The organism is Acidimicrobiales bacterium, assembly GCA_035512495.1.
Taxonomy (GTDB): domain Bacteria; phylum Actinomycetota; class Acidimicrobiia; order Acidimicrobiales; family CADCSY01; genus DATKDW01.
On the sequence record DATKDW010000071.1, the window covers coordinates 43430 to 63794 of the forward strand.

General features: G+C 71.5%; 22 protein-coding genes. 13 read left to right on the plus strand and 9 right to left on the minus strand.

Features of this window, described 5'->3' with window-relative positions; all coding sequences use genetic code 11:
* Window positions 1-61: 61 nt before the first annotated feature.
* The 4 genes from VMN58_10640 (at window position 62) to VMN58_10655 (ending at window position 4045) form a co-directional block, all read left to right on the plus strand.
* Window positions 62-910 carry a DegV family protein gene (locus tag VMN58_10640; protein HUF33649.1) on the plus strand — a complete coding sequence of 283 codons (849 nt, stop codon included), beginning with the start codon at window positions 62-64 and terminating at the stop codon, window positions 908-910.
* Window positions 911-1007: 97 nt separating this feature from the next.
* Window positions 1008-2582: a protein kinase gene (locus VMN58_10645; GenBank protein ID HUF33650.1), complete on the plus strand. Its 1575-nt coding sequence runs from the start codon at window positions 1008-1010 to the stop codon at window positions 2580-2582.
* A 69-nt stretch (window positions 2583-2651) separates the two neighbouring features.
* Entirely contained in the window at window positions 2652-3227 is a 576-nt protein-coding gene (locus VMN58_10650; protein HUF33651.1) for a sigma-70 family RNA polymerase sigma factor, read from the plus strand.
* Window positions 3224-4045, plus strand: a complete 822-nt coding sequence (locus tag VMN58_10655) for a hypothetical protein (GenBank protein HUF33652.1) — start codon at window positions 3224-3226, stop codon at window positions 4043-4045. Before VMN58_10650 ends, VMN58_10655 begins: the two co-directional genes overlap by 4 nt.
* On the opposite strand, the gene VMN58_10660 is transcribed toward VMN58_10655, so the two are convergent.
* A complete protein-coding gene (locus tag VMN58_10660) occupies window positions 4032-4358 on the minus strand; it encodes a hypothetical protein (protein HUF33653.1) in 327 nt (108 codons plus the stop codon). The two genes, VMN58_10655 and VMN58_10660, sit on opposite strands and share 14 nt — an antisense overlap.
* Window positions 4359-4381: 23 nt before the next feature.
* On the opposite strand from VMN58_10660, the gene VMN58_10665 reads away from it, so the two are divergent.
* The 3 genes from VMN58_10665 (at window position 4382) to trxA (ending at window position 6145) form a co-directional block, all read left to right on the plus strand.
* Entirely contained in the window at window positions 4382-4726 is a 345-nt protein-coding gene (locus tag VMN58_10665; protein HUF33654.1) for a phage holin family protein, read from the plus strand.
* An 8-nt stretch (window positions 4727-4734) separates the two neighbouring features.
* Window positions 4735-5733 carry a thioredoxin-disulfide reductase gene (trxB, locus tag VMN58_10670; protein HUF33655.1) on the plus strand — a complete coding sequence of 333 codons (999 nt, stop codon included), beginning with the start codon at window positions 4735-4737 and terminating at the stop codon, window positions 5731-5733.
* An 88-nt stretch (window positions 5734-5821) separates the two neighbouring features.
* Complete coding sequence (gene trxA / locus VMN58_10675; protein ID HUF33656.1) at window positions 5822-6145, plus strand: thioredoxin; 324 nt, start codon at window positions 5822-5824, stop codon at window positions 6143-6145.
* Window positions 6146-6299: 154 nt separating this feature from the next.
* Here trxA and VMN58_10680 read toward each other — a convergent pair whose 3' ends face one another.
* From VMN58_10680 to rpmH, 8 genes are all read right to left on the minus strand, one after another.
* The gene (locus tag VMN58_10680) at window positions 6300-7187 is read right to left on the minus strand and encodes a ParB/RepB/Spo0J family partition protein (protein ID HUF33657.1); all 888 of its coding nucleotides are present in this window, start codon (window positions 7185-7187) and stop codon (window positions 6300-6302) included.
* The gene (locus tag VMN58_10685) at window positions 7162-8172 is read right to left on the minus strand and encodes an AAA family ATPase (GenBank protein ID HUF33658.1); all 1011 of its coding nucleotides are present in this window, start codon (window positions 8170-8172) and stop codon (window positions 7162-7164) included. The genes VMN58_10680 and VMN58_10685 overlap by 26 nt, the downstream gene beginning before the upstream one ends.
* A gap of 413 nt (window positions 8173-8585) precedes the next feature.
* Window positions 8586-9221 (minus strand): RsmG family class I SAM-dependent methyltransferase, encoded by a 636-nt coding sequence (locus VMN58_10690; GenBank protein ID HUF33659.1) that lies wholly within the window; start codon window positions 9219-9221, stop codon window positions 8586-8588.
* 32 nt (window positions 9222-9253) lie between these two features.
* On the minus strand, window positions 9254-10177 hold the full coding sequence (gene jag, locus VMN58_10695) for an RNA-binding cell elongation regulator Jag/EloR (protein HUF33660.1): 924 nt from the start codon (window positions 10175-10177) through the stop codon (window positions 9254-9256).
* Between the two features lie 5 nt (window positions 10178-10182).
* Complete coding sequence (locus VMN58_10700; protein ID HUF33661.1) at window positions 10183-11175, minus strand: YidC/Oxa1 family membrane protein insertase; 993 nt, start codon at window positions 11173-11175, stop codon at window positions 10183-10185.
* The gene (gene yidD / locus VMN58_10705; GenBank protein HUF33662.1) at window positions 11175-11456 is read right to left on the minus strand and encodes a membrane protein insertion efficiency factor YidD; all 282 of its coding nucleotides are present in this window, start codon (window positions 11454-11456) and stop codon (window positions 11175-11177) included. The genes VMN58_10700 and yidD overlap by 1 nt, the downstream gene beginning before the upstream one ends.
* A gap of 5 nt (window positions 11457-11461) precedes the next feature.
* Entirely contained in the window at window positions 11462-11830 is a 369-nt protein-coding gene (gene rnpA, locus VMN58_10710) for a ribonuclease P protein component (GenBank protein ID HUF33663.1), read from the minus strand.
* A 9-nt stretch (window positions 11831-11839) separates the two neighbouring features.
* Complete coding sequence (gene rpmH / locus VMN58_10715) at window positions 11840-11974, minus strand: 50S ribosomal protein L34 (GenBank protein HUF33664.1); 135 nt, start codon at window positions 11972-11974, stop codon at window positions 11840-11842.
* A gap of 380 nt (window positions 11975-12354) precedes the next feature.
* On the opposite strand from rpmH, the gene dnaA reads away from it, so the two are divergent.
* The 6 genes from dnaA to VMN58_10745 form a co-directional block, all read left to right on the plus strand.
* On the plus strand, window positions 12355-13845 hold the full coding sequence (dnaA, locus tag VMN58_10720; GenBank protein HUF33665.1) for a chromosomal replication initiator protein DnaA: 1491 nt from the start codon (window positions 12355-12357) through the stop codon (window positions 13843-13845).
* Between the two features lie 279 nt (window positions 13846-14124).
* Window positions 14125-15219, plus strand: a complete 1095-nt coding sequence (dnaN, locus tag VMN58_10725; protein ID HUF33666.1) for a DNA polymerase III subunit beta — start codon at window positions 14125-14127, stop codon at window positions 15217-15219.
* Window positions 15220-15245: 26 nt separating this feature from the next.
* The gene (locus tag VMN58_10730; protein HUF33667.1) at window positions 15246-16328 is read left to right on the plus strand and encodes a DNA replication/repair protein RecF; all 1083 of its coding nucleotides are present in this window, start codon (window positions 15246-15248) and stop codon (window positions 16326-16328) included.
* A gap of 73 nt (window positions 16329-16401) precedes the next feature.
* On the plus strand, window positions 16402-16722 hold the full coding sequence (locus VMN58_10735) for a DUF721 domain-containing protein (protein ID HUF33668.1): 321 nt from the start codon (window positions 16402-16404) through the stop codon (window positions 16720-16722).
* Between the two features lie 155 nt (window positions 16723-16877).
* The gene (locus VMN58_10740) at window positions 16878-18800 is read left to right on the plus strand and encodes a DNA topoisomerase subunit B (protein HUF33669.1); all 1923 of its coding nucleotides are present in this window, start codon (window positions 16878-16880) and stop codon (window positions 18798-18800) included.
* Window positions 18797-20365 (plus strand): DNA topoisomerase (ATP-hydrolyzing) (locus tag VMN58_10745; GenBank protein ID HUF33670.1); only part of this gene is annotated, 1569 nt, incomplete at its 3' end. The genes VMN58_10740 and VMN58_10745, both read left to right, overlap by 4 nt.

Below are 20365 nucleotides of genomic sequence, written 5' to 3' on the forward strand. Positions count from 1 at the left end.
GCGGACGACGATCGCCGTTGTAACGTCGCCCTGACGAGGACCGAACCCGGGGAGAGCACCGATGGCCGTGCGAGTGGTGACCGACAGCGCCTGCGACCTGACCGACGAGGAGGCCGCGGCCCTCGGGGTCGAGGTGGTGCCGCTGACGATCCGCTTCGGCGCGGACGAGTACGTCGACCGCAAGGACCTCAGCCCGGCCGAGTTCTACGCCAAGCTCGCCGCCGCCGACGTGCTACCCGAGACGGCGGCCCCGTCGCCGGGCGCGTTCGAGGCCGCCTTCCGCTCCGCCCTCGACGGCGGAGCCGAAGCCGTGGTGTGCATCAACATCTCCTCGGGTCTCTCGGCCACCATGCAGTCGGCGCAGAACGCCGCCCGCGCCCTCGAGGGCCACGACATCCGCCTCGTCGACTCGCGCTCGATCACCTGGGGCCTCGGTAGCCAGGTCGTGGCGGCGGCCGAGGCCGCCCGCGACGGTCGCGACGCCGCCGAGATCGTCGCCCTGGTGGAGGGCATGGTTCCCCGAACGCGGGTCTACGGCGCGCTCGACACCCTCGACAACCTCCGCAAGGGCGGGCGCATCGGGGGAGCCCAGGCCATGATCGGGTCGCTGCTCTCGATCAAGCCCCTCATCGACATCAGCACCGGCGTGGTGGAGGAGGCGGGCAAGCCCCGCACCCGCTCGAAGGCGCTCAAGGCCCTCGTCGAAAAGGTGGCCGAGCAGCCCCAAGGCGTGGAGCGCCTCGGCCTGATGCACGGCAACGCCCCCGACGAGCTCGACCAGGTGCTCGACATGCTCGCCGAGCACCACCCCCGCGACCAGATCCACGTCGGGGAGATCGGCGCCACCATCGGCGTCCACGGCGGCGCCCGTGTCATGGGCGTCACGTTCCAGGTCCCGTCCGGCACCTGACCCGGCCGGCGGCGATCCCCGGCGATCCCGCAACGTGCGGGGACCCCGGCGCCGCGGATCGCGGTGCAGCCGCGGGGGTACCGTGAGTGGCATCACCATGGAGCACCCCCCTCCCCCCGCCAGCGGCACGCACCTGGAGCCCGGTGCCACCATCGCCCGCCGCTACCGCCTCGACCGGCGCCTGGCGCGCGGGGGCATGGCCGAGGTCTGGGAAGCCACCGACGAGGTGCTGGCACGCCCGGTCGCGGTCAAGGTGCTCCTCCCCCACCTGGCGGCCGACGAGGCCTTCGTCACCCGGTTCCGCCAGGAGGCCATCTCCGCCGCCCGGCTCTCCGACCCCCACATCGTCTCCATCTACGACACCTGCAGCGACGACGGGACCGAGGCCATCGTGATGGAGCTGGTGCGGGGCTCCACCTTGCGCCAGGTCCTCGACGAGCACGGGGCGCTGCAGGCACGGCAGGCGGCCGACATCGCCGCCCAGGTGGCCACCGCCCTGCACCACGCCCATCAGGGCGGCCTCGTCCACCGTGACGTCAAGCCGGGGAACATCCTGCTCTCGGCCGACGGTCGGGTGCTCGTCACCGACTTCGGAATCGCCAAGGCCGCCGAGGCCAGCCACGACCTCACCGAGGTCGGCCAGGTGGTGGGCACGGCCAAGTACCTCTCCCCGGAGCAGGTGGAGGGGACGCCGGTCGATGCCCGCTCCGACGTCTACGCGCTCGGGATCGTGCTCTACGAGATGTTGTGCGGCCGGCCGCCCTTCGCCGGCGAGAACGCCACCGCCACCGCGGTCGCCCGGCTCACGACCGAACCGCTCCGTCCTCGCCAGATCCGGGCCGGCGTCCCCCGCGACCTCGAGGAGGTCGTGCTCCGTGCCATGTCCCGCGACCCTGGGCTGCGCCACCCCGATGCCGCTGCAATGGGCGCCGCCATCACCGCCGCCGACCTGAGCCGCGCCGACGACGACGGGGTCGACGCCACCGCGGCGGTCGCCCGCGACCAAACAGCGCTCGCCGGCGGCGCCGTCTCCGGACCCGGCCCGGCCGCCGCGCCAGGCTTCGCCCAGAGCGAGCGCTCGTGGCTGGTCCCCGCCGTCTTGATCCTGGTGGTCGCGGCCACGCTCGGCCTCGTCGGGTCGCTCGTGGGCCAGACCGAGATCGGGCGCGACCTCTTCGACGCCGTGGGGCGGGCGGGATCCTCGGTCAACCCCGGCAGCTCCCGCAGCGCAACCGCCCTGCCCGTGGTGCCGGCTGCCTTCGACCCCACCGGCGACGGCTGGGAGAACGACGACGACGTCGGCCTGATCACCGACGGCGACCCCACCACCTCGTGGCGGACCGAGCGCTACAACGACCGCGACGTGGCCAGGCTCAAGGACGGTGTGGGCATGATCCTGCAGGGTGAAGGGCCGAGGGCGCTGAAGCGACTCGATGTCGTCTCGCCCACCCAGGGGTGGTCGGCCCAGGTCTACGTGGGCGACGGGACCGCCACCGACCTAGCGGGATGGGGCGAGCCGGTGACCAACCAGGGTGACATCGCCGGCGACGTCCGCTTCGATCTCGGAGGAGCTGAGGGCTCGGCGGTCCTCATCTGGATCACCGACCTCGGGGACGGCTCCGTCGGTCCCCGGTTCTCCACCGCCATCGCTGACGTGACGCTCCGGGGCTGAGGCGACCACGCCGGCCGGTCACCCCGCAGCGCCGCCGGCGTGCCTATGCTCCGCCCCATCGCTGCGGGGGTGGGTGACGCGACCGACGTCGAGCTCGTGGAGCGAGCTCGCGACGGCGACCAGGAGGCCCTGGACGCCCTCCTGCGCCGCCACCACGACCGGATCGCCGCTCTGTGCCACCGCATGTGCGGCAACGCGGCCGACGCGGCCGACGCCACCCAGGAGGCACTGATCGCCATCGTCCGAGGCCTGTCCCGCTTCGACGGCCGCGCCGCGTTCAGCACGTGGGCATACCGGGTGACCACCAACGCGTGCCTCGACGAGCTGCGTCGCCGATCCCGCCGCCCGGTCAGCGGGCTCGAGGCCGAGGGCCCCGACCTGGCCGCCCGGGCCACACGGGATGTCGCCGACGCCGTGGCAGCCGGGATCGACGTGGACACCGCCCTGGCCGCCCTCCCTCTGGAGTTCCGTACCGCGGTGGTCCTCCGCGATCTCTGCGGCCTCGACTACGCCGAGATGGCCGAGGTCCTCGACATCCCCGCGGGCACCGTGAGATCCCGGATCGCCAGGGGCCGCGGCCAGCTGGCGGACCGCCTCGCCGGGAACCACGACGGGTCCGAGCGACGTCCCACTTCACAGCCATGACCTCCACCGTCCCCCAGCCTCCCGGGCCCCACCTCGACGACGAGGCCCTCAGCGCGCTCATCGACGGCGAGGCAATGCCCCAGACGGGTGATCACGCCGGAGCGTGCGATGCCTGCGAGGGCCGGCTCGAGGCGCTGCGCCACGCCGCCCGGGCGGTGGCCGACCCGCCGCCCGCGCCCGACGACGAGACGAGGGAGCGGGCCATCGCCGCCGCCATCGCCGCCGCCCCGGCCGAGCCGGCTCGCCGCACCGGCGTGGTCACACTGGCGCCTCGACGACGCCGGCCGGCACCGGTGTGGCTGGTGTCCGCAGCGTGCCTGGCCGCGCTCATCCTCGGGGTCGGCCTGGTCCGCGGCATGGACGGAGGCGACGACGACAGCGTCACCATGGAGGCATCGCCGACGGCGGGCCCCTCGGTGGTCGACGGCGGCGACCTCGGCGACCTCCACGCCCGCAGCGACCTGCGCATCCCGGTCCAGTCGGCACTGCGAGACGGCGAGACTGCGGCGGCCGGCGAGGATGGAGACCTGGCGGACGACGGGATGAACGCCATGACCTCCGATGATGCCGAGTCCCGGGAGCTCACCACCCCGCAGCGCAGCGCCGCCGAGCCTGGCGACACCTGCCTCGAGGAAGCGCGGCAGCTCGACGACGGCCTCGGGGCCCTCAGGTACCGGGCCCGAGCCCGCTTCGACGGCGCCGCGGCGGTGATCTACGCCTTCGACGTCGACGGCGACGAGCGGATGAGCCTGCGCGTGGTCGTCCTGGAGACCGCCGGCTGCGAGGTCCGGCTGGTCTCGTCGTTCAGCCCTCGGTAGGGCGGGCTCGCACCGCGGCGGCGAGGGCAGCCAGAGCGGCCCCGGCCCACGCCCAGGCCGGGTAGGGCTCGAGGCCCTTCCCCGACGTGATCCAGCCGCCCCAGACAAGGGCCCCGGCGCTGAGGGCAGCGGCCAGCGCCGCGGCCGGCCAGGCCCGCCAGCGGCCGAGCGAGACCAGGACCTCGGCGACCAGCAGGCCGACGACCAGCCCGGCCACGATCGGCACGTACCCGACGTACTCGTACTCACCAAGGATGAGCGCGGCAAGGGCGGCGGCGGCCACGGCGGCCACGGCGGCAAGGGTTCGACGCACGGCGCGAGGGTAGGCTGCGCGCCATGGCAGCCACGGGATCAACGACGACTCGCGCCCACCCGGCGCCGGCGGATGCCCACGCCGGCGACGACTGGGTGACCCAGACCGCCGACACCATCGAGCGCGTCGTCACCGGCGTCCGCTCCAAGACCACCGAGCCCGTTGAACGGATCTCCCGCATCGTCGTCTACGGGATCGTGGCTGCCTTCCTCGGCATCACCGCGGCGGTGCTCCTCTCGATCGCCGCCGTGCGGGCCCTCGACATCGCCATCCCCGGCGACGTCTGGTCGGCCCACGCAATCGTGGGCGGAATCTTCACGCTCGCCGGGCTGTTCCTGTGGGGGAAGCGCACCACCGACAAGAAGTGAGCCCCCCCGTGCCCGACGTACGCAACGTCATCATCATCGGTTCCGGCCCCGCCGGCCTCACCGCCGCGATCTACGCTGCCCGGGCCAACCTGGCGCCGCTGGTCGTCGAGGGTGAGCCGTCGTCCACCAGCGACCAGCCCGGCGGGCAGCTGATGCTGACCACCGAGGTCGAGAACTACCCGGGCTTCGTCGAGGGGATCATGGGGCCCGAGCTCATGGTCAACTTCCGGTCGCAGGCCGCCCGCTTCGGCGCCGAGTACGTCACCGAGAAGGTCTCCCGGGTCGACTTCTCCCGGCGCCCGTTCTCGGTGTGGGTGGGCAACCCCGAGGCCCCCGAGCCCACCTACCAGGCGCGCAGCATCATCGTCTCCACCGGCGCCCAGTCCCTGATGCTCAACCTCGAGGCCGAGGACCGCCTGCTCGGCCACGGCCTCTCCACCTGCGCAACCTGTGACGGGTTCTTCTTCCGCGGCCAGGACATCGCCGTGGTGGGTGGCGGCGACTCCGCCCTCGAGGAGGCGCTGTTCCTCACCAAGTTTGCCGACAAGGTCACCCTCGTGCACCGCCGCGACGAGCTGCGCGCCTCCAAGATCATGCAGGAGCGCGCCTTCAAGAACGACAAGATCGAGTTCCTCTGGAACCACACCGTGGTCGACCTCCTCGGCGAGACCCGGCTCGAGGGTGCCGTGGTGGAGCACACCCAGACCGGCGAGCGCCACACGCTCGAGGTCGGCGGGCTCTTCGTGGCCATCGGCCACCGCCCCAACACCGACCTGTTCAAGGGCATCCTCGACATGGAGGACAACGGGTACCTGATCACCCGCCCCGGTGGCACCGAGACCAACATCGAGGGCGTCTTCGCCTGCGGCGACGTGCAGGACCACACCTACCGCCAGGCGATCACCGCCGCCGGCTCGGGCTGCATGGCGGCCATCGACGCCGAGCGCTGGCTCGAGGCGGTGGGCGACGCCCCCGACAACATCGCCGAGACCGCGACCAACTGGTGACCGGCGCCGTGCCCTCGCCTTCCCGACCGCACCACCCCCCGATCGACCCCCCGACCAACGACCCCCCCGACCAACGAAAGGCATTTCCATGGCTGACACCGTGACCGTCTCCGATGCAACCTTCGACGAGGAGGTCAAGAGCAGCTCCGAAGCCGTCCTCGTCGACTTCTGGGCCGAGTGGTGCGGGCCGTGCAAGATGATCGCCCCGGTCCTCGACGAGATCGCGTCCGAGCAGGCCGGCAAGCTGAAGGTCGCGAAGCTCAACGTCGATGACAACCCCGACGTGGCTCGCCGCTTCGAGGTCATGAGCATCCCCACCTTGATCGTGTTCAAGGACGGGGAGCCCAAAAAGCGCCTCGTGGGCGCAAAGGGCAAGGCGCAGCTGCTCGAGGAGCTCGCCGAGTTCCTGTAAACACCCAGGTCAGAGGCTTTTCCCAACGTTATCCACAGCTTTGGGCACAGGGTGGGGATGCTCGACCTCCGCTCGACGTCGAGCAACCCTCACCCTGGGGTCTAGCCTGTGGATGACCCCCGGGGATGAGCCGCCGAGGACCCCCTGACCGGCCTCAGCCGCCGCCCGGCTCGGTCATCGCCCGGTAGATGCGCTCGAGGTCGTCGAGGTCAGCGAACTCGATCACCACTCGCCCCTTCTTGGCGCCCTCCTCGACCCTCACGCGCGTCTCGAGGTGCTCCGAGAGCAGCTCCTCGAGCTCGTGCATGCCGGGCTGGCGGAGTCCGGGCGCCGTCCGTGGGGGGCGCGCGCCGGCGCCGGGCGCGCCGGTCCGGGCGCGCACGGCCTCCTCGGTGGCCCGCACGGAGAGCCCCTCGGCGACCACGCGCTTGGCCAGGCTCTCCTGGAAGGCCCGGTCGGGCGTGCCCAGCAGCGAGCGGGCGTGGCCAGCGGAGAGCTGTCCTTCGGCCACCAGGCGCTGGATCGACGGGGGCAGCTGGAACAGCCGGAGGGTGTTGGTGATGGCGGCGCGGCTCTTGCCCACCCGGGTGGCCAGCTGGTCGTGGGTCAGGGAGAAGTCCTCGATGAGCTGGGTGTAGGCCGCTGCCTCCTCCAACGGGTTGAGGTCCTGACGGTGGAGGTTCTCGACCACCGCCTGCTCGAGTGACGAAAGGTCGTCCGCCTCCCTGACCAGCACCGGGATCGTGGTCAGTCCAGCGCGCTTGGCCGCCCGCCACCGCCGCTCACCGGCGATGAGCTCATAGGCCCCGTCGCCCAGGACCCGCACCAGCGGAGGCTGGAGGACCCCCAGCTCCCGCACCGAGGCGGCCAGGGCGCTCAGGGACTCCTCGTCGAAGTGGTTCCGGGGCTGGTGGGGGTTGGGCCGTACATTGGCGACGGCCACCTCACGGAGGCTCGACGCTTCGGTCCCCGCTCCCCCGTCGATGGCCTCGGGCGGGATGAGCGCCCCCAGGCCCTTACCGAGTCCGCTGCGGCGTGCCACCGCTCACCTCCTTGGCCAGCTCGCGGTAGGCGATGGCCCCGCGCGAGGTCGGATCGAACGCGATGATCGGCTGCCCGAACGACGGGGCCTCGGAGAGGCGGACCGTGCGCGGGACGACGTTGCGACAGACCTTTGGCCCGAAGTGCTGCCGCACCTCGGAGACCACCTGGTCCGACAGCTTGGTGCGGGCGTCGTACATGACGCAGATGATGGCGCTGACCTCGAGGCTCGGGTTGAGGTTGCGCTGCACCAGGTTGACGTTGCGGAGCAGCTGACCCAGGCCCTCGAGGGCGTAGTACTCGCACTGGATGGGGACCACCACCTCGGTGGCGGCGGCGAGGCCGTTGACGGTGAGGAGCCCGAGCGAGGGCGGGCAGTCGATGAGCACGAAGTCGTAGTCATCCGCTACGGCGGCCAGTGCCCGCTTGAGCCGCAGCTCTCGGCTGAACGCCGGCACCAGCTCGATCTCGGCGCCCGCCAGGTCGAGGCTGGCAGGGGCAACGAAGAGGTTCTTCACCGACGAGGGCTCCACGCAGTCCTCGATGGGGAGATCGTTGAGGATCACGTCGTACATCGAGCGCTCGAGGTTGCGGGGGTTGAGCCCGAGACCGGTCGAGGCGTTGCCCTGGGGGTCCAGGTCACACACCAGGACGCGGTACCCCAGCTCCGCCAGGCAGGCGCCGAGGTTCACCGCCGTGGTGGTCTTGCCCACGCCGCCCTTCTGGTTGGCGATGGCCATGATCCGGGGGAGCGGCCGGGCGAAGCCGGTGGCCGGCGCGCCGGCCTGGTCCGTCGCGTCCTCGGCATCCAGGTCGACCCCGCCGGGGATCCGAGCCGACGGCGGGCGGGTGGCCGGGGGTGGGGTGGCAGCGACCCCGGTGGTGGCGATCGCCGCCGCCAGCTCGTCGCCGCGCGTGGGCCCGGCACCATCCGGCGAGGCCTCTGACGCTCCGGCCGCCTCGGCCCCGGGCTGGTCGTCCGACACTGGCGCGGCAGGGTGCTCGCCGTTGGTCTCCCCTGTCGTCGCCGCTCCGCCTCGCTCGCCGCTCACGGCCTGGTCTGCATGGGTGTCACCGCGAAGCCGCTCGAAGATGGCTCGCCCGCGTTCCGCTTGGTCTCTGGGGCTTTCGTCCACCGGGGGATCTTGGTGGCTGGGGACGTGCAACGCAAGGACCGTCCCGCGATCGGGGCGGAGATGCCGCCGTGTCGCCACTCGGATTCACGTGAAACATGGCGGAGAGGGGCGTGCACTCCCGCCGACCGGTTTCACGTGGAACGTATCGGCCCCAAGGCCCCAGCATCAGGGTCGCGCGTTTCACGTGGCACACCACGGCGGGAATGCGCGAGACGCGCGTTTCACGTGGAACCCCTGCAACGGTCACCAGCGACGCGAACCGGTCAACCAGACGATGCGGCAGCGGTGGTCCAGAGCGGCCGTTTGGCGGGGATGCCGGTGCGGCGGGGAAAGCGATCTGGGCAAGGTTGCTCCTGGGTCAGGACCACGAGGCGGGGCGGTCCGTCGACCACCTGGGCCACGGTCATCCCCACCTCTGCCAGCCCGTCGGGGGGCCAGCGGTCGCCGACCTCGCTCGCCGGAGGTTCGCTGACGATCAGGCGGCCGCCGAGCGCCAGCAGGGGAGCGGCGCACTCGGCGGTCACCGGCGGGGGGCCGAAACTTCGTGCCACCACGCACGCGGCTGCCCCGCGATGGTCGACCGATCGGCCTACGACCTCTGCACGATCGGCGACCACGACGGCGCGGGTGGCCAGGTCGAGCCGGTCCAGGGCGTCGACCAGGAAGGCGGTGCGCCGCTGGTGGGCATCGAGGAGGACCACCTCGAGCGCCGGACGGGCTCGGGCCAGGACCAGGCCGGGCAACCCGCCACCGCTGCCCAGGTCGACGAGGCGCCCCTCAGCGGGCAACAAGGGGAGGAAGGCCGCGGCGTGGGCCACATGAGCCTCCACCGGGCCGGGCCCGAGGAACCCCAGCCGCCGCGACTCCTCGAGCACCGCGAGGAGCTCGCGGTCGACCACCTCGCCGGGCCCGCTGGGGGAGGGGGCCGTGGTCAGCCCTCGTCGTCAGGCAGGATCACGACCCGCCGACGGTCGTCCTCGCCCTCGGAGATCGTGCTGACGCCCTCGATGGTGTTCACGGTGTCGTGCACGACCTTGCGGTCGGGAGGGCTCATCGGCTCGAGCGAGGTCGGCGTGCCCGACTCCTTGACCTGCTCGGCGACCTGGAGGGTGAAGCGCTCCAGGGCCTCACGGCGGCGCTCCCGGTAGCCACCCACATCGACCCGGACGCGAGCACCACGGCCCGGCCCCTTCATGACGATCGTGCGGGCGAGCTCCTGGACGGCATTGAGGGTCTGACCCTTCGGCCCGATGAGGAGGCCGAGATCGTCGCCCACCACGCGGACTTCGAGGGTGTCGTCGTCGACCTCGTCGACCTCGGTGGCCCCGTCGAGGCCGAAGGCCTCCACCAGGCCGTCCAGGAAGGTGCGGAGCGCCTCGCTCTGCTCCTCGAGCGTCGCCTCGTCGATGTCGGTGTCCACGTCGGTCCCTTCGTCATCGCGCACGGCCCTGCTGGCTCGCGGCGTCTCGGCCTTCTCCACCTTGTCATCCCCACGCCCACCGCGCCCACCGCGCGCGCGGCCCGCCGCTGCACGGCCGCGCCCGCGTGGCGCCGGGGCGTCGTCGGGCGGCGGCGGCGCCTCGTCGGTGGTCGCTGCGTCCTTTGGGGAGGCGGTCTTCGGGGCGGCGTCCTTCGAAGACGTCCGCCGCCGGTCACGCCGCTCGACCTTCGGCCGGGGCGTGGTGGGCTGCACCCGGGCTCGGACGCGCGCCTCCGAGCGAACACGGCCGAACAGGCCGCTCTTCGCCTCCTCGACGACGTCGAACTCGGCCTCGGCCTCGTCGACGCCGAGCTGGTCGAGGGCGGCGTCCTTGGCCTCCTCGAGCGTGCGTCCGGTGGTCTCGACCCATTCCATGGGAGCTACTTCCTCTTCTTCTTCTTGCGACTGCGGGGATGCCCGCCGCCGGTGCGGGAGGTGCCGCCGGGCCGGCCGCTGCCGTTGGCGCGGGCCTTGCCCGCACCCTTCGTGGGGCTAGCAGCACCCTTCGTGTCTTTCGACCCCTTGGCGTCCTTGGTGTCGGGCTGCGCCTTCTTGTCCTTGTCGGCCTTTTCGGTCGACGCTGCGTCGATGGCCCCGTTCGTGCCGTTGGCGGCGGTGGCGCCGGGCGCCTTGTCGCCCCGGTACTCGAGGCGAGTGACCAGCGCCTGCTGGCCGATGCGGACCGCGTTGGAGACGAAGAAGTAGACGACCACGCCAGCAGGGAGCGTCACCGAGATGGGGATGAAGATGAAGGGCATGATCTTGCCGATCATCTGCTGCTGCGGGTTGGAGGCGGCCGCGGGGTTGCGGCCCATGATCTGGCGCTGCTGGATGAAGGCGGTCAGCACCACCAGCACCACCAGCACGATGAACGGCAGGGCCGTGAGCAGGCCCTCGACCGTCAGCTCCCGCCAGGCGCTCTGCGAGAGGTCCATGCCCATCGACATCATCCGGTCGGTGCCGCGGAGGGCCATCGCCAGCGGACCGGTGTCGTCCTCGAGGTACTTCGGGTTGAAGTTGCCGTCGGCGGCCCGGCGGGTGAGGCCGATGAGCACCTGGTAGAGGACGAAGAACACCGGCATCTGCAGCAGGAGCGGCAGGCACGAGGCGAACGGGTTGATGTTGTTCTCCTTGTAGAACGCCATCATCTCGCGGTTGAGCGCGTCGCGATCGTCCTTGTACTCGGCCTGGAGCTTCTTGAGCTCGGGGCCCACCCGCTGCATGGCGATCATCGACCTCGTGGTCTTGATCGACAGCGGCGTCAGCACCAGCATGATCACCAGCGTGAACAGGGCGATCGCCCCGCCGTAGGACCCGGAACCAGGCCACAGGTCATAGAAGAAGGCCAGCATCTGGGCCAGGAACTCGAACACTAGGGGGCGCCCTTCGACTTGTCGGCGGGGGTGAGGGGTTCGGGGACGGGGACGGGGTCGTAGCCGTAGCGCCCCCACGGGTGGCAGCGACCGAGACGACGGAGCGTGAGGGCCCCGCCCCGCAGCGCGCCGTGGCTGGTGACCGCCTCGATGCCGTAGGCGGAGCAGGTCGGCTGGAAGCGGCAGGGGGAGAGCCGGCCGGCACGGACCAGCTGCCACACCCGGAACACCGCCACCAGGGCACGTGCTGCGATGCTCGGTCGGCGGGGGAGGGCAGCCACGGCGGTCACGGTGCCCCCGGGGGCTCGGTCGGCGCTGGCCGCAGGGCGGCGATGGCGGTGGACACGCTCGCTCTCATCTCGTCGAAGGTCAGGTCCGCTGCTGCAGGGGCAGCGGCGATCAGGTAGGTCCCCGGCTCCAGGTCGGTCGCCAGCTCGCTGACGATCGCCCGAAGGCGCCGGCGGACCCGGTTCCTGGTCACGGCCGACCCCACCGGTTTCCCGATGGCATAGGCCACCCGGGGCGGCTCGCCGGTCGGGCCGGGTGCCCACGTTACCGTGAGCGGCCCCCCACGAGACCGTCGGCCGTGACGGCGCAGATCGGCGAAGCCCGACCGGTCGCGGACGCGCCAGGTCGTGGCCACCCGAGGGGTCACCCGGCGGTCTCAGGCCGTGAGCTTGTGGCGGCCCTTGCGGCGACGGGCCTTGACGATGGCCCGACCTGCGCGGGTGGACATGCGGTGGCGGAACCCGTGGTTCTTCGCTCGCTTCCGGACGTTGGGCTGGTACGTGCGCTTCACGCGTTCCTCCTCGGGATGGACCTCGGCGCCGGGCGATCGAGGGGTGGGCCGGGTCCATGCGGACGGCGGTGGGGGCCCAGGGCGCGACGTGATGCCGGACCCGGTGCTCGCACCTGGTCGGGAAGGCTACGACCTGGTCCCCCCGGCGGGCAACACCGCGCGCGGGCACCGGAGCGAAGCCAGCCGCGGCGATCGTCCGAACAGGCCCCTTGCGCCGGCCCCACGGGGCAGTGCTACCGTCCCCCATCAGTCGTCCTCCACAGGGGTTCGGCCCGCCGTCGGCGCAGCGACTCCGGCGGTGGCACAGGAGAGCCAACGGACCGCGTGGCGGCGCCGGGTTCGGACGACCTATCCGTCCATCCACAGCTGTGGATGACGTTGTGGACCGTCGAAGCATCTGGGAGGCGTTCAGGCTGGTGGACGAGGCGGAGCGGTTGTGGAGCGCCTGCACCGATGCCTTGCGCACCCGGGTGCCCGACGCGGTGTGGAAGAGCTGCTTCTCCTCGTCGGCCCCGGTGGGGCTCTCGGCCGAGCGGATCACCGTCGCCGTGCCGTCCACCCTGGTCAAGGAGCGCATCGAGGCCCGCTGGGTCGACGCCGTGAACCAGACCCTCGCCGAGGTCGGTGCCCCCGAGCTGCGGCTGGCCCTCGAGGTCCGCACCGACGCCGCCGCCGAGGAGCTCTTCCCGGGAGCGGGCACCGCCGATCCCGTCGCGGAAGCGATCAGCACCGCGTTCGACCAGGGCTCCTTCGACCAGCCCGCCCCTCCTGGGCTCGGGCGCGACGCCGACGGCCCGACCACCGAGCGACGGGCGTCGCCGCGCCCCGGTCCCGGTGACCACCGACCGCCCGCGCTCAACCCCCGCTACACCTTCGACAACTTCGTGACCGGGGCGTCGAACCGCTTCGCCCACGCCGCCGCCCTCGCCGTCGCCGAGACCCCTGCCCGCTCCTACAACCCGCTGTTCATCTACGGCGTGGCCGGCCTCGGCAAGACCCACCTGCTCCACGGCATCGCCCACTACGTGGCCCAGAACTACCCGGCCTACAGCGTGCGCTACGTCTCCACCGAGGCGTTCATGAACGACTTCGTCGATGCCATCCGCACCAACACCACCACGGCGTTCAAGCGCCGCTACCGCGAGAGCGACGTCCTCCTCGTCGACGACATCCAGTTCATGGAGGGCAAGGAGGGGCTCCAAGAGGAGTTCTTCCACACCTTCAACCAGCTCCACGGGGCCAACCGCCAGATCGTGATCAGCTCCGACCGGCCGCCGCGGTCGATCGCCACCCTCGAGGACCGCCTCCGGAGCCGCTTCGAGTGGGGTCTCATCACCGACATCCAGCCCCCCGAGCTCGAGACCCGCCTCGCCATCCTGCGAAAGAAGGCCGAGCGCGAGCCGACCCACATCCCCGCCGAGGTCCTCGAGTTCATCGCCACCCACATCACCAACAACATCCGAGAGCTCGAGGGCGCCCTCATCCGGGTGTCGGCCTTCGCCAGCCTGAACCGGGCGCCCCTCACCGCCGAGCTGGCCAAGGAGGTCCTCAGCGACATCCTCTCCGACAGCCAGCCCCGCACCATCACCGCCAAGCTCATCCTCGACGCCACCTCGGCGATGTTCGACTTCCCGGTCGAGGAGATCTGCGGCAAGAGCCGGCGACGCCCACTCGTCACCGCCCGCCAAATCGGGATGTACGTCTGCCGAGAGATGACCGACCTCAGCTACCCGGCCATCGCCCGGGAGTTCGGCGGACGAGACCACACCACCGTGATCCACGCCGTGGAGAAGATCGGCGCCCTCATGAAGGAGCGACGCCAGATCTACGACCAGGTCACGGAGCTGATCCAGAGCATCCGCAATGGCTGACCGGCGACCCCCCGGACCCCCCGGGCCACGACGCTCGTGGGTGGTGCCCGCGCGAGGGACAACCATGGGGGTGACCTGGGGACGAGCCTGTGGGCAGGCGGGTCGCGTGCACAGGAGTCATCCCACCGTCACCCCCACCCGGTCCCAGGTGTGGGAGCCTGGGGACGACGCCGGGACAACAGCGCACCCTGCCACCTGCGGCGATGGCACCTCATCCCCAATCCACAGCCCTTATTACCTCCCTTGCCAAGTACTCCTTAGAGAAGGAAGAAGAGACGCGTGAAGTTCCGCTGCGAGCGAGACGTCCTCGTCGAGGCCCTCGGCACCGCCACCCGGGCCGTGTCGAGCCGGGGTGGTGCCCTTCCGGTCCTCTCCGGCGTGCGCGCCGTCCTCGAGGGTGACCGCCTCACCTTGACCGGCTCCGACCTCGACCTGACCATCACCGTCGACGTCACCGTGTCGGGCCAGTCCGACGGCGTCGCCGTGGTCCCCGCCCGCCTCGCCGGCGACATCGTCCGTGCCCTCGAGCCCGGCGCGGTGCACGTGGAGGTCGAGGCCGAAGAGGCCCGCATCTCCTCGGGGCGCTCGCAGTTCTCGGTGCGCCTCCTCCCCGCCGACGACTTCCCCCGGGTGGCCGACGCTCCCGGCGACGAGGTCACCCTCGATGCTGCGGCGCTCGCCGACGCCCTGCGCCAGGTGGTACGGGCGGCCAGCCACGACGACGCCAGGCCGATCCTCACCGGGGTGCTCATGGCCGCCGAGGGCGACGGCCTCCGCCTGGTCGCCACCGACTCCTACCGCCTGGCGGTCCGCGACCTCCCCGGCGCCACCGTGCTGCGGGAGGGCCAGGCCGTCCTGGTGCCCTCGCGGGCGCTCGGCGAGCTCACCCGCGTCCTCGGTGGCGCCGAGCAGGTCACGCTGCGGCTGGGGGAGCGCGACGCCACCTTCGAGGTCGGTGCCGTCCGCCTCACCACCCGTCTCATCGAGGGCGAGTTCCCCAACTACCGCCAGCTGATCCCGAGTGCTCACCCCAACCGCCTCACCGTCGGTCGCGAGCCCCTGCTCGACGCCATCCGTCGCGTGAAGCTCCTCGCCCGCGAGGCGACCCCGGTGCGCATCACCCTGCGGCCCGACGGCATCGAGCTCACCGCCGTCACCCAGGACGTGGGTCAGGCCTCGGAGGACGTCGACGCCAAGTACGAGGGCGCCGAGATGGTCATCGCCTTCAACCCGGAGTACCTCGCCGAGGGGATCGAGGCCGTCTCGGGCGACGAGGTCACCCTCGAGACCATCGACGGCCTCAAGCCGGCGGTCGTCCGGTCGGTCGAGAGCCAGGACTACCTGTACCTGCTCATGCCCGTCCGGGTGAGCTGACCGGCGACGGTGGCGGGACGAGCCGCATGGAGCTGCGCCACCTCTGGCTGACCGACTTCCGGTCCTACGCCACCGCCGAGCTGGTGCCGGCGCCGGGCCTCACCGCCATCGTGGGGCCCAACGGCCAGGGCAAGACCAACCTGCTCGAGGCGGTCGGCTACTTGGCCACCCTCTCGTCGTTCCGGGGCGCGCCAGGGGAGGCCATGGTTCGTCAGGGCGTCGAGGTGGCGGTGGTGCGGGCCGAGGTCGAACGCGAGGGCCGCACCGCGCTTGTCGAGGCCGAGCTGCGCACCTCGGGGCGCGACCGCGTGCAGGTCAACCGCCAGCCGCTGCGCCGGACCCGCGACCTCCTCGGGACCGTGCGCGTCACGGTCTTCTCACCCGACGACCTGGCGCTGGTGAAGGGCGGGCCGGGGGAGCGGCGCCGGGTGCTCGACGACACCCTGGTGACCTGCGCCCCCCGCCACGACGCCACCCGGAGCGACCTCGATCGCGTGCTCCGGCAGCGGGGGACGCTCTTGAAGCAGGCGGGCGGGCGGCTGACCGACGAGGTCGCGGCCACCCTCGACGTGTGGGACGCCAAGCTGGCCGAGCTGGGGGAGGTGCTCGGCACCGCCCGGGCCCGCCTGGTCGAGCGCCTGGCGCCGGCCGTGGCGGTGGCCTACGACCAGGTGGCGAGCGCGTCGGCCGAGGTGCACACCACCTACGACCCGCCGTGGCGCCGCGAGGGCCTGGCCGCGGCCCTGGCCCGGGTCCGGGCCGACGACGTCCGGCGGGGCGTCTCGACGGTGGGCCCGCACCGCGACGACGTGGTCTTCGAGGTCAACGCCATGCCCGCCCGGACCCACGCTTCCCAGGGCGAGCAGCGGTCGCTGGCGCTGGCCCTGCGCCTCGCCACCCACGCCGTGGTCACCGAGATCACCGGGTCGGCACCGATCCTGTGCCTCGACGACGTGTTCTCCGAGCTCGACCCCGACCGGTCGTCGGCCCTCCTCGCCCACCTCCCCCCCGGCCAGGCCCTCCTCACCACCGCCGGCCCCCTCCCCGCCGGCACCACCCCCGACCTCACCGTCCAGGTCGGAACCGGAACCCTGAAGGTGGCCGCGTGACGCGCTTGCCGGAGCTGGCGCCAAGGGGCGCAGGCCGCCAGGCGGAGCTCGCAGCGTGACGCGGTGGCGGCCGTTGCCCGACGCGCAGGGCCCCGGCCCGCGGTCGGTGGCCGACTCGCTCGACCGGGTGGCGGCGTCGCTCGGCGTGCCGCGCGCCTCCACCCTCACCACCGTGTTCTCGGCCTGGCCGGAGCTGGTGGGCGCCTCGGTGGCGGAGCGGGCCACGCCCCGACGACTCGAGGGGACGGTCCTGCACGTGAGCGTCGAGGAGCCCGCCTGGGCCACCCAGCTGCGTTGGCTGGAGGCCGATCTGCTGCGTCGTCTGGAGGAGGTGGTGGGTCCGGGGGCGGTCACCGCCATCGAGGTGCGCGTGCGGGCCCCTGGAGGCCCCTGAGGGCGCTCTGGGCGCCCCGGGGATGCCGCGAGAGCGTCTCACCCCGCTGGTAGGATGGGGCTCATCGCGATCCCACCCGTCGACCGGCGCATGCCGCGGTCCGGACTGGGGCCGCCTGCTCGTTCTCACCTGCTGAAGGGCGCGTCGTGGCGCAGATGACTGACTCGTACGGGGCCAAGGACCTCCAGGTCCTCGAGGGGCTCGAGGCGGTGCGCAAGCGCCCCGGCATGTACATCGGGTCCACGGGGCTCAACGGCCTCCACCACCTCGTCTACGAGGTGGTCGACAACTCCGTCGACGAAGCGATGGCTGGGCACTGCGACCAGATCGACGTCACCCTGCTGCCCGACGGGGGCTGCCGGGTGGTCGACGACGGCCGGGGAATCCCCGTCGACCCCCACCCGAAGTACAAGGACAAGACCGGCGTCGAGGTCGTCCTCACCGTCCTCCACGCCGGCGGCAAGTTCGGCGGCAGCGGCTACAAGGTGTCCGGCGGTCTCCACGGCGTGGGCGTCTCGGTGGTCAACGCCCTGTCGAGCCGCCTCGTGGTCGAGGTCGACCGCGACGGCAAGCACCACGTCCAGGAGTACGCCAAGGGCGGCCTGCCCCAGGGCCGCCTCGAGGCCACGGGTGCCGCCCCCCGCGGCCGCACGGGCACCACGGTCACCTTCTGGCCCGACACCGAGGTCTTCAAGTCCGAGGGCACCGAGTTCCGCGCCCAGACGTTGCTCGAGCGCATGCAGATCTACGCGTTCCTCAACAAGGGCCTCGAGATCCGCTTCCACGACCAGCGCGACGGCCACGACAACGAGCCCAAGGTCTTCAAGTACAGCGGTGGCATCGCCGACTTCGTGCGCCACCTCAACGCCTCCAAGGAGCCGCTGTTCAAGCGGGTCGGGTTCTTCGAGGCCACCGAGGAGACCCAGGAGCTCGAGCTCGCGTTCCAGTGGAACACGGCGTACAACGAGGGCATCCACTCCTTCGCCAACGGCATCGCCACCAACGAGGGCGGCATGCACGAGGAGGGCTTCAAGAAGGCCCTCACCAACGCCGTCAACAAGTACGCCCGGACCCGCAACCTGCTCAAGGAGAAGGATCCCAACCTCCTCGGCGAGGACATCCGCGAGGGCCTCACCGCCATCATCAGCGTGCGCCTCACCGACCCGCAGTTCGAGGGCCAGACCAAGGCCAAGCTCGGCAACGTCTCCATCCGCTCGCTGGTCGAGCGGGCCACCAACGAGAAGCTGGTCGACTGGCTGGAGGAGAACCCCACCGAGGGCGGCCAGATCGCCCGGAAGGCGGTCCAGGCCTCCCGAGCCCGGGTCGCCGCCCAGCAGGCCCGCAACGCCACCCGCCGCAAGTCCCCGCTCGAGGGCGCGGGCATGCCCGGCAAGCTCACCGACTGCTCGTCGCGCGACCCCCGCGCCACCGAGCTGTTCATCGTCGAGGGCGACTCCGCCGGCGGCTCGGCCATCAAGGCCCGCCGCCCCGAGACCCAGGCGATCCTCCCGATCCGAGGCAAGATCCTCAACGTCGAGCGGGCCCGCATCGACAAGATGCTCAAGAACAACGAGGTCGAGGCGCTCATCAAGGCCATCGGCGCCGGCTTCGGCGACGACTTCGACGTCACCAAGATCCGCTACCACAAGATCATCCTCATGGCCGACGCCGACGAGGACGGCAGCCACATCCGGGCTCTGCTGCTCACGCTCCTGTTCCGCCAGATGAAGGACCTCGTCGAGGCCGGCCACGTCTACATCGCCCAGCCGCCGCTGTTCTCCACCGTGGTGGGCAAGGAGAAGGCGTACCTCAAGGACGAGGTCGCCCGGACCCGCTTCCTCGAGGAGCACGCCCCGAAGAAGTTCGAGTTCCAGCGCCTGAAGGGCCTCGGCGAGATGGACTGGAAGGAGCTGGGCGAGACCACCATGGACCCGACCCGGCGGACCCTGCTGCAGGTCTCGGTCGAGCAAGCCGCCATCGCGGATGAGGTGATGAGCGTCCTCATGGGCGACGACGTCGCCGTCCGCAAGCACTTCATCACCACCAACGCCAAGGACGTGAGGTTCCTCGACATATGAGCGACGTGACGCCTCCGGGCGACGGCGAGGGCACGACCACCGCCATCGCCGGCATCGAGCCGATCGAGATCCAGGAGGAGATGGAGCGCTCCTTCTTGGAGTACGCCATGTCGGTCATCGTGGCTCGGGCCCTGCCCGACGCCCGTGACGGCCTCAAGCCCGTGCACCGCCGGATCCTCTACGGGATGACCGAGGTGGGTGCCCGCTCCGACCGTCCCTACATGAAGTGCGCCCGCGTCACCGGCGAGGTCATGGGCAAGTACCACCCCCACGGCGACGGGGCCATCTACGACGCCCTGGTGCGCATGGCCCAGGACTTCAGCCTGCGCCACCCGCTCGTCGACGGCCACGGCAACTTCGGCTCGCCCGACTTCCCGGCTGCCGCCTCCCGCTACACGGAGTGCAGGCTGGCCCAGCTGGCCAACCGGATGCTCGACGGCATCGACGAGGACACCGTCGACTTCGTCGACAACTACTCCGGTGAGTACACCGAGCCCGTCGCCCTCCCCAGTCGCTTCCCCAACCTGTTGGTCAACGGCAGCCAGGGCATCGCCGTGGGCATGGCCACCAACATCCCGCCCCACAACCTGGGCGAGGTGATCGACGCCACCGTCCACCTGATCGACCACCCCGACGCCACGCCTGACGACCTCTTGGCGTTCGTCAAGGGACCCGACTTCCCCACGGGAGCCTTCATCCTCGGCCGTGCCGGCATCCTCGACGCCTACCGCACCGGTCGCGGCTCGGTCCGCATGCGGGCGAGGGCCGAGATCATCGAGGACAAGAAGGGCACGAACTTCATCGTCATCACCGAGCTGCCCTACCAGGCGAGCCCGGCGGGCATCCTCACCCGCATCAAGGACCTCGTCGACGCCAAGGAGCTCGAGGGGGTCGCCGACCTCAACGACGAGTCGTCCGGCAACGACACCAAGCTGGTGGTCAAGCTCAAGCGCGATGCACCGGCCAACGTGGTGCTGAACAACCTGTTCAAGCACACCCCCCTGCAGACCAGCTTTGGCATCAACATGGTCGCCCTCGTCGATGGGGTGCCCCGCACCCTCAACCTCGTCCAGGCCCTCCAGGCCTACGTCGAGCACCAGGTCGACGTCATCACCCGCCGGTCCGAGTTCCGCCTGGCGAAGAAGCGCGACCGGGCGCACATCGTCGAGGGCCTGCTCAAGGCCCTCGACCTCATCGACGAGATCATCGCCCTCATCCGGGCCGCTGCCGACCGCCCGGCCGCCCGTGACGGGCTCATGGCCGAGCCGTTCGAGTTCAGCGAGACCCAGGCCGAGCACATCCTCAACATGCAGCTTGGCCGCCTCACCCGCCTCGGTCGCACCGACCTCGAGGCCGAGCTGGCCGAGCTCCGGGGGGCCATCGCCGAGCTGGAGGCCATCCTCGGCGACGAGGGCAAGCTCCGCCAGGTCATCAAGGACGAGCTGAGCGAGGTCAAGGCCGAGTTCGCCACCCCCCGTCGGGCCGAGGTCACCTACGACCCGGGCGAGATCGGCATCGAGGACCTCATCGACGACGAGGACCTGGTGGTCACCCTGTCGGCCAAG